The 12,543-nt window shown below is 54.9% G+C and carries 9 protein-coding genes; 7 read left to right on the forward strand and 2 right to left on the reverse strand.

What is annotated here, in order from left to right; genetic code table 11:
* The first annotated feature begins 44 nt into the window (after positions 1 to 44).
* The 6 genes from B0B12_RS09300 to B0B12_RS09325 all read left to right on the forward strand — a co-directional run bounded on the left by B0B12_RS09300 (position 45) and on the right by B0B12_RS09325 (position 7,925).
* Positions 45 to 785, forward strand: coding sequence for a class I SAM-dependent methyltransferase (locus B0B12_RS09300; RefSeq protein ID WP_076668174.1), 741 nt, complete (start codon positions 45 to 47; stop codon positions 783 to 785).
* A 42-nt stretch (positions 786 to 827) separates the two neighbouring features.
* On the forward strand, positions 828 to 2,366 hold the full coding sequence (locus B0B12_RS09305) for a BatA domain-containing protein (RefSeq protein ID WP_076668176.1): 1,539 nt from the start codon (positions 828 to 830) through the stop codon (positions 2,364 to 2,366).
* Entirely contained in the window at positions 2,366 to 4,546 is a 2,181-nt protein-coding gene (locus B0B12_RS09310; RefSeq protein ID WP_076668178.1) for a DUF4175 family protein, read from the forward strand. The genes B0B12_RS09305 and B0B12_RS09310 overlap by 1 nt, the downstream gene beginning before the upstream one ends.
* A 153-nt stretch (positions 4,547 to 4,699) precedes the next feature.
* Positions 4,700 to 5,164 carry a hypothetical protein gene (locus B0B12_RS09315; protein WP_076668181.1) on the forward strand — a complete coding sequence of 155 codons (465 nt, stop codon included), beginning with the start codon at positions 4,700 to 4,702 and terminating at the stop codon, positions 5,162 to 5,164.
* A 119-nt stretch (positions 5,165 to 5,283) separates the two neighbouring features.
* Complete coding sequence (locus tag B0B12_RS09320; RefSeq protein WP_076668183.1) at positions 5,284 to 7,089, forward strand: hypothetical protein; 1,806 nt, start codon at positions 5,284 to 5,286, stop codon at positions 7,087 to 7,089.
* A gap of 200 nt (positions 7,090 to 7,289) precedes the next feature.
* Positions 7,290 to 7,925, forward strand: a complete 636-nt coding sequence (locus tag B0B12_RS09325; protein WP_076668186.1) for a transthyretin-like family protein — start codon at positions 7,290 to 7,292, stop codon at positions 7,923 to 7,925.
* Here B0B12_RS09325 and B0B12_RS09330 read toward each other — a convergent pair.
* Both B0B12_RS09330 and B0B12_RS09335 read right to left on the reverse strand, forming a co-directional pair.
* The gene (locus B0B12_RS09330) at positions 7,922 to 8,743 is read right to left on the reverse strand and encodes an alpha/beta fold hydrolase (RefSeq protein ID WP_076668189.1); all 822 of its coding nucleotides are present in this window, start codon (positions 8,741 to 8,743) and stop codon (positions 7,922 to 7,924) included. The genes B0B12_RS09325 and B0B12_RS09330 overlap by 4 nt on opposite strands.
* A 278-nt stretch (positions 8,744 to 9,021) precedes the next feature.
* A complete protein-coding gene (locus tag B0B12_RS09335; protein WP_244554660.1) occupies positions 9,022 to 11,163 on the reverse strand; it encodes a sensor histidine kinase in 2,142 nt (713 codons plus the stop codon).
* A gap of 148 nt (positions 11,164 to 11,311) precedes the next feature.
* On the opposite strand from B0B12_RS09335, the gene B0B12_RS09340 reads away from it, so the two are divergent.
* Positions 11,312 to 12,076 (forward strand): LytR/AlgR family response regulator transcription factor, encoded by a 765-nt coding sequence (locus B0B12_RS09340; protein ID WP_076668193.1) that lies wholly within the window; start codon positions 11,312 to 11,314, stop codon positions 12,074 to 12,076.
* Positions 12,077 to 12,543: the final 467 nt, after the last annotated feature.

The raw sequence follows: 12,543 nt of genomic DNA on the forward strand, positions 1-12,543 counted from the left end.
GATTTAGTGAATGAGTGAGGGGGTAATTTTTGAATGTTAAAAAAATGAAAGACAATTTTTCTGGACATGCGGCCGACTACGCCAGGTATAGGCCTACGTACCCGCAGGAGCTGATCGTGCACCTGGCAGATATGGCACCGGACCGTCAGCTGGCCTGGGACTGCGCCACGGGCAACGGACAGGTAGCGGGCATGCTTGCTACACACTTTGCAGAGGTAGTGGGCACCGACATCAGCGAGAACCAGCTGAAAAATGCAGTGCAGCTGCCCAACATTACTTACAAAGTAGAGCAGGCCGAACAATCCTCTTTTTCAGATCACTCTGTTGACCTGATTGTAGTGGCACAGGCTATACACTGGTTCGATTTTGAGCGCTTTTACCAGGAAGTAAAACGGGTACTCAAGCCTGGCGGCCTGATCGCTGTGATCGGATATGGCCTACTACGCACGCACCCTACCCTCGACAACGTAATTAGACATTTCTACAGCAAAGAGGTAGGCCCTTACTGGGACCCGGAGCGCCGTTACCTCGACGAAAACTACCGCACTATTCCGTTCCCGTTCGAGGAAGTAACGGTACCGCCCTTCAGCAGCACCTATACCTGGACACCCGACGACCTGATCGGCTACCTGAACACCTGGTCAGCCGTGAAGCATTACGAGAAACAGCAAGGCCACAACCCCGCGCAGCTGGTCGAGCAGCAACTCCGGGACGCGTTTGAAGGCGAGACGACCACAGTTACATTTGATATCTTAACCAGAGTAGGCAAAGTGAGTCACTCTTAAATTGTTAAACTCCTAAATTCCCAAACTCTCAAACTCCTAAACTTGAACCTCCTCTCCCCATACTGGCTTCTGGCAGCGTCGGCCATACTGGTTCCGATCGCGATCCACCTGTGGAACAGGCGGCAGGGGAAGACTGTGAAGGTAGGGAGCCTGCGCTGGCTGGAGCCCTCGGCGAGCAAGCGCTGGAGCAGCATTAAGCTGAGCGATGTGTGGTTGCTGGTGCTGCGGTGTTTTATTTTGATACTGCTGGCCCTGGCTTTGGCGAAACCCATCTGGGAAGGAACACAAGAAACGCAGCAGGCCCGGAAAGCCGTGTTCATCAGCCCCGAACTGTTGTATAGCACTGCCCTCCGCGACATCAAGCCAACAGTAGACGCCCTGTTGCAGCGCGGCTATACCTTGCACCACTACACCCAAAACTTTGAAACTATACCTACCGAAAAGTGGCAGGCACTAAGCAGCAACCCAACGGACTCTGTCGTGAGCAGTGGCAACTACTGGGGCCTGCTGTCTGCTTTGGCACAGCAGTACGATCAGGCACAGGACAGCGTCTGGCTCTTCACTTCCGACCAGCAGCGGCACTTTACCGGCGCCCCAACCCCTCTGCAGGAAAATATCCGCTGGATTCCGGTGGCCGTAGCGCAAACCCAAAACTGGCTGCAGGCTGCCTATACCTTAAGCCCCGATAGCCTCTTGCTTATCTCAGGCCAGAGCAGTCGTGAAGGCACCAAATTCAATGCTGTGAAAGTGGCCGCTATCGCCCGGGAAGCGAACATCAATGGCAGTCCGGTTAAGTTGAGTTTAGAGGAAGATTCCCTTACAGCGCAGTGGGACAACGGCGCTCCGAAAACAATTGCCATCCGCAAAGAACCACTCCGGATAGGTATAGCGCATGACAAAGCCCAACAGGCAGAGGTACGCTACCTGCAAGCGGCTGTGCAGGCAATCGGCAAGTATACAGGCATTCCCATCGAAACACACGTAACTGCAGCCACCCAACCCGACACTTCCGCTAACTGGTTCTTCTGGCTGAGCGGTGAGGAGGTACCTACCAACTGGCTGGATCAGGTGCAGGAAAATGGCGCCACATTGTGGGTGCAGGCAGCTTCGGAGCCCAGGGCTACCACCGCGCAATTGGCAGGAGCAGGTATAGAGAAAATCAGCTTTCACCAGCTGACAGATTCAGGTATAGCAAATGGTAACTTCACAGGTATAGCGCCAGGTGAAGCAGGCACCGTGTGGCAAACGACAGCCGGAGAGCCTGTGCTTTTGGTGCAGCCACTTGGTTTGGGCAAGGTATACCATTTCAGAAGCGGCTTTGGTCCGGCCTGGAGTCAGTTGGGGCAGAGCGCGCAGCTGCCGGAGCTTTTGCTACCCCTACTCTTACCACAACAAGACGCGAGTCAGTACGATGCCCGTGCGCTGGACGAAACGCAGCTGATGCCAGCTAGCGTGCTGCCAGTTAGTGAGCAAAAAGAATCAGTAAAACAGCAGTACAGTCTCATACCCTGGCTGGTGTTGCTGGCTTTTCTGTTGTTTGTGGCAGAGCGCTTGATCACCAGTAAACGAAAAACCACCTGATGCAGAGCAGTCGCCATACCTTGCAACGTATCCGCCGGGAGTACATCCGGGCGAAGGGAGGACTGTATACCCTTCAGTCGCTGGCTGTGGCCCTGGTAGGAGCGGCCATTCTATATAAGTGGGGACTCGAGGTGCCTTTGTTGGCTGGTTTGGCAATTTTGACGATCCTAGGTGCTTTGCTATACCTGGGTTGGGCCTGGCGCAGCGTGCGACAAACCGATCTGCAGCAAGTGACTCGTCACCTCAACCGCACCTACCCACAGCTCGAGGAGAGCGCCCAGCTCCTGCTTCGTGAAACGTCAGAACTCAACTTGTTGGAGCGCCTGCAGCAACAGCGGGTAGCCAGCCAATTACAGGCCGTTCTACCTCAAAAGCATTCAGTCTTTCATCTGCAAAAGAAGCCCACCTACCTGGCACTGGGTATAGCGGTGCTCGTGGCGGCAGGTATAGCCGCGCTTCCGGCCGCCTCCATTGCCGACGCCACATCGGCCGCGCCCCTGCAACTCGACTTTCCGGATACACCTGCCGCCGTAGCCGACACTGCCGTTACGATTCAGGAGATAAAAATCACTGTCACACCGCCCGCCTACACCGGCCGAAAACCCTATCAGGCCGAGCAGCCCAATCTGCGGGTGGAACAGGGAGCTACCGTCACGTGGCGCATCAGCACCAACCGGCCTGCCCGCACTTTGGAACTGGTGCTCAACGAAGGAAAACCGCTCCCGCTGCAATCTCAAAACGGCCGCTATACCTTGTCACGCACCTTCACCGAGCCGGCGCTCTACCACATTGCCGTCAACGGACAGAAATCAGCCTACTATACCTTGGAGATCATACCGGACGAAGCGCCTGCCATCCAGATCGCGAAACCGGAGCAGTACACTGAGATTCTGTTCGGCGATCCGCAGCGGGTAACCATCCGGGCCGAACTCTCCGACGACTACGGTCTGCGCGATGCCAACATGATCGCCACAGTGGCCAAAGGGACAGGCGAGGCGGTGAAGTTCCGGGAGGAGAAGATAAGTTTGGGCTTCAAGGGCCAAACCCGCAATTTCAGTGTGAACAAGACCATCGACCTCCAAAAGTTGGGTATGACGTATGGCGACGAGCTCTATTTTTACCTGCAGGCCTGGGACAACCACCGCGGCTATACCCGATCCGAGACTTACTTTGTGCAGATCGAAGACACGACCATTGTGGAGAGTATGGACGACCTGACCATGGGTGTGAACCCCGTGCCCGAGTATTTCCGAAGCCAGCGCCAGATCATCATTGACACCGAGAAACTGATCAAGGAACGGAAATCGCTGAGCAGAGCTGTGTTCGAAGAGCGCGGCAACAACCTGGGCGTGGACCAGAAGCTGTTGCGCCTGCGCTACGGCAAGTTCCTCGGCGAGGAGTTCGAGTCAGGTATAGGACCGGGCGGCGGCATCCCCAAGGGCGAAGAAGGCCACGGTGAGGAGGAGCACTTCGCAGGAGACGGTCACGACCACCCCGAGTTTAAAGACGAAACCAGCGTAGAAGCCCTGCTCGACCCTTACCTGCACAAGCACGACCAGGAAGAGGCGGCCACGTTCTTCGAGCCTGCCGTGAAAGCCAAGCTGAAGGGCGCGCTGGCCCAGATGTGGGAAGCTGAGCTGCGGCTACGTACCCACCGTCCGGAAGAAGCGCTGCCTTACGAGTACAAGGCCCTGCGCATGCTCAAGGAAGTACAGCAAAGCACCCGCGCCTACGCTGCCAAAACCGGCTTCGACCCGCCACCGCTCAAAGAGCCCGAAAAGCGCCTGACCGGTGACCTGAGCAAAATAAAAGCTCCAACCGAAAGAAGAACGATTGAAACCGAGAGCAAACTGCCCCATACCCGAGAAGCTTTAAAGTGGCTGGAGAAGCAAAAACAAGGCAACAGATATAGCCAGCAAGATGTGGCGCTGCTCGAGCGGGCCGGACGTGAACTGGCACAAGAGGCACTGGCCAAACCCGGTAGCTACCTCCGCGCCATGCAGGACCTCCGCACCCTTATCGCCGACATCAACGCAAACCGCATCCTTTGCCAGGATTGTCTGATGACGGTAGAGCGGGCTTGGTACGAGCTGTTGCCACCCGCCAAGCCAACGCCGCAAAAGCAGGGCGTGACGAGGAGCAGGCTGGGACGAGGGTATTTGGAAAGGCTGGGGAGTTAGAGAGTTGAGGAGTTTGGGAGTTTGGGAGTTTGGGAGTTTAGGATTTTGGGAGTGGAGGAGTTAGAGAATTGATATGTATCCTCAGTGCAGGGACAAACAAACTTGGTTGGGACTTTTGGCAATACTTCGTGTAAAATAATAAGCAAAACTGACTTGAAAACTATACTTGATTCGGCTTATACCTACTACCTCGAGGGGATCTCCTACAGGGGCAACGGAAGTTTACAAATAACTTCGGTGGAAGCCTTTGAAGGACAGGAGCAACTCGATTTGCAGGTAACGGAAGATCTGAAAATAAAAGGCCACCCACTACGGCCGACTGCACACAGCAGACGATTCGTGATTTTATTCGAACGCCCTGTTGCATGGCAGGTCGTGGACGAGTCGTGGTGTAGTTTTGATGAAAATGAGATAAGAGACACTACAGGAGCATTGCAGATGATTCAGAATTCAAAATATTTTGGGTATGTAAAGGAACAACATGGTTGGTACGAACACTCTCTCGGGCCTGCAAAGCACTACCGAGTCGGCACTGAAAATGAAATCATTGAGGTGGTTTCTTGTAAAGAGCCTGTCATAGAAGAATTGAACACTGAAAATCACTCCCTTGGAACATAACCCACCCCTGCCCCTCCGAGGAGGGGAATGCACACTACGAGCAAAACTCCCCTCTCGGGAGGGGTAGGGGTGGGTCAATCGTGCACCAGACAAATAACCATTCAACAATCAGCAATTACATGACCTTATACCTTCCATACCTTTTCGCTTTGTTTGCTGTGCTCATGCTCAGCTGGCTGGCCTGGCGTTGGCCGGACCGCAGGCGGCTGGTATGGCGGCTATTGGCTAGTGCGGTGGCAGGTGTCAGTCTGGTACTGTTGCTTTTTCCGCCTACCTACCAACGGGCGCTCGATCCGGGCACTGCCATTCTGCTCACCAAAGGCTACACCGCAGATACCTTGGAGAACCTACTGGCCAGTCTGGAGCCCAAGCCCCTTGTGTATACCTACCAAACCGAGGCACAGGAGACAAGCGCTATACCTGACTTGTATACCTTCCAGCAGGAGCAACCGCAGCTGAAGACGGTACACGTGCTGGGCCATGGTCTGACTGAACAGGAACTGCAGGCACTGCAGGACATACAGGTAGTACCGCACCTGTCCGGTATGCCCGCAGGTATATCTTCCGTCACGTGGCCGGATGCCGTGGTGCTGGGCGAGGTCGTGACGGTGGCGGGGCAGTATACCTTGTCTTTTGGAGAAACCTCTACGCTATACCTGCAGGCTGCGGGCCGGGCACAGGACTCCGTTCACTTCAAAAAAGCAGGGCTTCATACTTTCCAGCTGCGCTATACTCCAAAGCAGGAGGGGCGTTATACCTATACCTTGATCTCTAAGTCAGGCAACAGTATAGATACGCTGGGGCAGGTACCTATACAGGTATACCCCGCCGCTAAACCTGCCGCGCTGCTGGTTTCGTCCTTCCCACTCTTTGAGTTCAAATTCCTGAAAAACCACCTGGGCCAGCTGCAACACAAAGTGGCCCTGCGGAGCACGGTTAGCAAGGGGATGTACCAGAGCGAGTGGCTCAACATGCCGCAAACTGACCTGAGCCGCATCACACCCAGACTATTGCAGCAGTTCGATGTCGTGCTGATGGAGCCGCAGGCCCTGCAGGAGCTCAGCAGCGCCGAACGGAGCACTTTGCAGAGCGCCGTTACCGAAGACGGATTGGGTGTACTGACCATCGCAGGCGAGCAGCTGGGCAACCGCACCACCGCTTTCTTCACCAACTTCCAAAGCAGGCGGCTGTCGCAGCAGGATACGCGCAATGCCTGGGCAAACTGGGCAACCGGCGCTCCGACCGAGGCCATATCAGTTTCGCCTTATACCTTGGTGAGCAGTAAGGCCGTGACAGGACTGATAGCAGAGCAAAACAACAACCTGCTGGCGGCAGGGCGCAGAGCTGGCTGGGGCACCGTGGCGATCTCGGTGGTACCCCAAACGTTCAGCTGGCAGTTGGAGGGCAAACAGGGCACTTATGCCAGCTACTGGGCGCATTTACTTTCGTCAGTGGCCAAGCGGGAAGTACAGGAAAAGTTCTGGCAGGTCTCCAAGCCACAAGCGCCGCAGGTGCAGCAACCCCTTACGCTAAAACTAACCGACTATACCTTAACCGCAGCTTCCGCTATACCTTCGCCAACCGTCCGCAGCACCGCCGACACCACCCGGACAGGTATAGCGCTGCGGCAAAGCCCTCACCAGCCAGAGGTATACGAGGGCACTTTCTGGCCGCACTGCACCGGCTGGCATGTGGTAGAGTCACCGGGAGTGGAGCCGTTTTATTTTCTGGTGCAGGACAGCAAGGCTTGGCCGCATCAGGCCATCCAGGCAAAGCGGGAAGCCACTTTGCAGTTCGCATCGCAGCAGCAAGGTATAGGAGTGGCGCAAACTACTGCCCATGTAGCGGAACAGGTGCCGGTCATCTGGTTCTTTCTGTTGTTTGTGCTGAGCAGCGGCTTTCTGTGGCTGGAGGAGAAACTGTAGTGTAGGAAATCTGGCTTCTTTCGTTGAAAACAGGCTGCTCTGGAACCTGATTTTGAGCACAGCTTATACCTTAAATTTTTGGAGCCTGCTTAGTTTGACTTTCGCCAAAATCTCCTCAATTTGCCTCGCTTTTTTCACCTTATATGGTAAAATCATTCGGCCTTTCCAGCTGTCTTTTAGGTTTGTTTTTTCTTACCCTCTTGAGCAGCTGCGAGGGCAACCTGCCTATACCTGGCAAACCGGATGTGATCATTGAAGGGCGCATCACAACAGATGGTACAAAGCCGGCCCCTCAGATGCGGGTCAAGCTTGTCAGAAGCAAACCAGCCTCTCCTGACATAGACGAACTGACTGCCAAAACGGACGCCAACGGCTACTACAGGTTTAAATTCCAGGCTAATCACGAGCTCAACGAGCGGAACTACGGCATCGGCTACGACATCTCTATACCTGAGAACGACCCGTACTTCTGTTCTTCGAGCTATACACAAATCGGCCACCTGCCCAGCGCGGATACCACCTTGGTCTACAACTTTACGCTACCCCGCCGGACCGAGATAAAGTGCGTGTACAAAGACCCGGCAAAAGCCACGCTTTACGAGCTCAACACCATTTTCAGGTTTACTTGTGGCGTAGAGAGCGATGCCAACCAGTTTTTGAACGAGACAGGCGCCGTGAGCATGACCTATACCGAGAACCCGCTCTACATTCCTGCCGACATACCTGTTGTGGTCGTGACCCGAGGTATTGACCGGCAGCAGTTAAAAGCGCTGGAGAAGCAGGACACGATCTTAGTGCCCTACGGAGTTCCTTATACCCACGTCATCGACTTCTAGTGCTCCCTGTAGACTGCCTTCGCCGCGAAGGTATCGAGTAGCTGGATCAGATCAGGTATACATTCGAGGTTTAAGGTATGGCCCACATGCTGGAGGATCTCCAGCTCGCCGTGCGGCAATGCCTGGTACATGGCGCGTCCCATTTCCGGGGTGCAAAGCATGTCTTCTTCGCCGTGCACCACCAACACCGGCACCTGCACTTTCTTCAGTTCCTCTAAATAGTTGCCGCTTTCTTCGGTTGCTCGCACTAGTTTGAGCAGTCGCTCCGGTGTCGGGCTTTGGCTCGTTTTGCTGTTTTTGAGGTTATCGATCGTGATGATCGGGTTGAGGAAATAGCTGCGCCCCAGCACAAAAGGCAGCATCACGTCAAGCATGAGCAGATAGCCGCCGGCCAGCAGCGCCTGTTTCCAACTGGCCCCGATCGCGTCGAAATAAGCGTCTTTGTAAGGGAAGGTAGAGAGCAGCACCCCACGCTGCACCAGCTCCGGATAATGGACCAGAAAGCGTTGCGCCACCGCCCCGCCATAGGATATACCGACCAAGATCGTCTCGCCTGGCAACTGCAGAGCCCGGAGCAGGTGGGCCACATCAGCGGCGTGCGCCTCAAAGCTGCGGTGCTCCGGCGCCTCATCCGACTGCCCCTGAAACACCAGGTCCACGAGCACCAACCGGTACTTTTTGCCCAGCGCATGCACCAGCCCCGCCCAGGCCGCCGTCGACTGCGATAGCCCGTTCAGGAAAACCATCGCCTGTGCGGCCTCCGCATTTCCGTGCAGTTCATAATGCATTTCCAGTCCGTCGGGTAGGCGATGTCGCATGGTGGTATGTGTTTAGAGTGAAAGGTTGGTGCCCTAATCTAAAGGAAAATTCTGAAAGGCGCCGTGCATGGTATAGCCAAACCAGATTTGTATCAGGTGTAGGCTCAAATTTTCGGGGTCAACATTTGTGAAAAGGGCTTCCTGTAGCTAAGCCGGTTGCCCTGCAGGTACAATTGTTAGGCTTCCGCTAGTCCGGTTGGCAACCGACCTATACCTCATTTTTCCTGGCTACTGCCCTTCTGAGCTTGCTCATACGTGCGTGGAACGCGAGCAAGGACTTAACAGATCTCGCCTTCCAATAGCTGCTGCGGCTTATCGGCCACTTGTTCAGGTATAGCCAGCGGAACAATGAAGTAAAATCGGCTTCCCTGCCCCAACACTGTCTCTACTTGTATAGTACCCCCATGCCGTTCCACAAAATCGCGGCAAAGCAACAGGCCCAGTCCGGTGCCTTTCTCGTTGATGGTGCCTTTGGTAGCCATGGCGGGTGTCTCCAGCTTAAAGAGCGTGGCCAGCACATCCGGGCTGATGCCGGTGCCCTGGTCGGTTACGGCTATCGTCGCCATGTTGCCGGGGCCATCTTCCGCAGCCACCTTAATCAGCCCGCCCGGGTACGAGAACTTAATGGCGTTGTGCAGCAGGTTGCGCACCACAAAGTCGAGCATGTGCGCATCGGCACGCACCTGCAACTGTTCCGGCACCCGCACCTGCCAGGCAATCTGTTTCGTGTCGGCCGTGTCTTTGAGCAGGGCCACGTTGCGGTCCACTAGCTCCGCCAGCTGTAGCACCTCCGGCTCGAAGCGCACATGATGCCCCGAGGCCGTCTGGGCCGTGGACCATTGCAACAGGTTTTCGAGCAGGGCCTGCAGGTTGCGCACCGATACCTGCGTATGGGTGGCGAGCTTCTGCATCTGATCGGGCTTCATCTTGTCGGAAAAGTTGACGAGGATGTTCAGAAAAGACTCCAGCGTGGCCAGCGGCGTGCGGATGTCGTGCGAGATGATGGAGAAGAAGCGGTCCTTGAAATAGTTGAGCCGGCGCAGCTTATGCTCCGAGGCTTTGAGCTTGCGCACCGTGTCTTTGAGTTCTTGCGTACGGTGCCGGAGGGCCGCCGTGCGGTTGGCCACCATCACCTCAAGTTCATTTTTCTGTTGTTCGATCAGCAGCTTGCGCTCCGTTTCCTTCTCACGTTCGAGGCGTTCTTTTTCCAGCACTTTGGCGTTAAGCTCGCTTGTTACGGTATTCAGCCTGTAGGCCAGACCAAGCGAGAACAGCACCACTTGCGCCACGATACCAACCTGCGCTGCATACAAGGTCACCATGTTATCCGGCACCAGATGATTCTCTTTCAGAATGAACAACAACGCCCCTATTACGAACGACACATTGGCGATCAGGAAATAAAGCGCCGGCCGATATCCCTGCCGCAGCGCCTGTATACTCGTCAGCACCATAGCCACCAGCACCAAACCACCGATGATGCCGATCAGGCTCACACAGGCCTGCAGCAAATCGAGCGGGGTGAAGTAAGAGAGCAGGCCCATACCTACGGGCAGGATGTAAAGCAAGGCCAGCAGCGTGAGCATTTTGTCCCAGACCGGCATGGTACGCTGCGTGTTGAGGTAGTGGCGCGTGAACAGCACCCGGAACAGGCCGTTGAAGGTGACGATAAACGGGAAACTGTGCGCATTCCAGAGCGGGGAGTTCGGCCAGAGCAGCTCGATGGCGAAGCCGTGGTAAAACATAAAGTACAGGCCCGTGCCCAGCAGCGCCAACACATAATACAGGTAGCTGCGGTCGCGCACCGAGGCAAACAGCACCAGGTTGTAGAGCGTCATCACCAGGATGATGCCGATGAAAATACCCTGCCCGAAAAGCCTGTCGCTGTTGGCGGCGCTCACCTGTTCCGGCAGCAGCAACTGCACCTGCAGCGCCTGTGGCTTGTACAGGTTGATGTCGCCCTGCAGCCGCAGGTATAGCGTGGTGGTACTGTTGGGCAGCAACTCCAGCCGGATGTAGGGTTTATGCGACGGCACGTCCCGCTCGCCGATGGGCAGTAGCTGACCGGTGCGTTTTAAGGTATAGCCTGTCTTGTTTTGCTGATAGAGTTCAATGTGGCTCCAGTCGCCAGTAAAGAGCAGGCGGGTTTGCTCGCGGTCGCTGGGGTTTCGCAACACCACACGTACCCAGTGTACTGTTTTGCCCGGCTGCAGCTCAGCATCTGGATCGTTTAGGGTGAAGCGCTGCATCAGAACCTGGTCGGCAATGAGGGCAGCACTTGGGTCGTGGTATACCTGTAGTGCCTCGGCTATGCGCTGTTCCGAAGCCGTCACATCCACCGTATCCGGTGCCTGCGCACGAGCCTGCAGCGCTGCCAGCAGAAAAGGCAGACAGGCGAGCACCCTAAACAGGCGTCGCAAACAGCAGGTATAGCAAGGGGCAAGCATACGTCAATTTACAAAATAATCTCAGTTCAGCTATACTACCAGGTACAAGAGATTTCGCCAATGGAATCCTTTTGCTATATTGAGCTGCTATACCTGACCTATTTTACCTATACCCTTGCCTATGTCCCAGCTAAAGTTACTGATTGCAGAAGATGATGTGGTGATTGCCCAGAACCTGTCGCTTTCGCTGGAGTCGATGGGCTATGAGGTATGCCAGGTGGTAAGTTCGGGAGAGGAGCTGCTCCTGCAGGTGCACCAGCATCAACCGGACCTGATCATCCTCGACATCACGCTCGAGGGCAAGCTCGACGGCATCGAAACGGCGGCCCTCCTGTCGAAAGCGACGAAAGTGCCCTTCATTTTTATGACGGCTTTCTCGGACAAGGAGACCATCGACAGGGCTAAGCAAACCAACCCGCATGCCTACCTGGTGAAGCCTTTTGATGTCCGAACGCTACAAAGCAGCATCGAGCTGGCCATCCACAATGCCGGCACCCGGCAGTTGCAGCCTGCACAAGCCTCTACTATACCTACCCAGCCCACCGATACCGTGGAGGCCGACAACTTTCTGCTCCACGACGCCCTGTTTGTGAAAGTGCGCAACCGCCTCGAAAAAGTGATGCTCGAAGACATCATCTGGGCCGAGGCGCAGGACATCTACTGCAACATCAAAACCCGCACGCACCTGCACCTGGTCAGCCAAAGCCTGAAGAACCTGGAGCAGCGCCTGCCGACAAACAAGTTTATGCGCGTGCACCGCTCCTACATCGTACAACTCACCGCCATCGAAGCCATCGAGGACAACAACATTCTCATCGGCGGCAAACAGATCCCGATCGGCAACACCCACCGTGACGCCTTGCTCAAGCGACTGCAAATTTTGTAAAGTTTGGGAGTTTAGGAGTTAGAGAGTTCTGATGTAGCAATGTTACACTGTAACGGTGTGTCGGAGTTGCGTGCGTGAGGCCATTTGAAGGAATAGGCAGCGACCTGTGCAATCGAGCCTGTCATCTCGAATGAAATGAGAGATCTGAGTTTTAGTAGAGCATGTTCAATCATCCAGATTTCTCACTTGCGTTTGAAATGACAAAAATCTTGGCCTATGACCCAACCAAGACGTGCACCGCTATACTTTCCCGAACCGTCCAGAAGATTTCCACCGGAAGAAGCAAGCGTAACCTAATCACACACCATCACTTGATTGATTAATTACTCACTCATTCACTAACTCACTCCATCACGCAATTAAAGCCCGCCTCCTCTCTTACCAATTTCACCTCAAATTATTCCCGTTTGGCAAGTATAGCCTTCTGTCAATGTTTATTATTAGCTAAATTAAATCAATCATTCCTT

This window comes from Pontibacter indicus (assembly GCF_900156345.1).
Classification (GTDB): Bacteria; Bacteroidota; Bacteroidia; order Cytophagales; family Hymenobacteraceae; genus Pontibacter; species Pontibacter indicus.

Bases quoted from the DNA above. Each gene is read 5' to 3' on its own strand.
- B0B12_RS09300 (WP_076668174.1), top strand. From the start codon at position 45: ATGAAAGACAATTTTTCTGGACATGCGGCCGACTACGCCAGGTATAGG.
- B0B12_RS09310 (WP_076668178.1), top strand. From the start codon at position 2,366: ATGCAGAGCAGTCGCCATACCTTGCAACGTATCCGCCGGGAGTACATC.
- B0B12_RS09320 (WP_076668183.1), top strand. From the start codon at position 5,284: ATGACCTTATACCTTCCATACCTTTTCGCTTTGTTTGCTGTGCTCATG.
- B0B12_RS09330 (WP_076668189.1), bottom strand. From the start codon at position 8,743: ATGCGACATCGCCTACCCGACGGACTGGAAATGCATTATGAACTGCAC.
- B0B12_RS09340 (WP_076668193.1), top strand. From the start codon at position 11,312: ATGTCCCAGCTAAAGTTACTGATTGCAGAAGATGATGTGGTGATTGCC.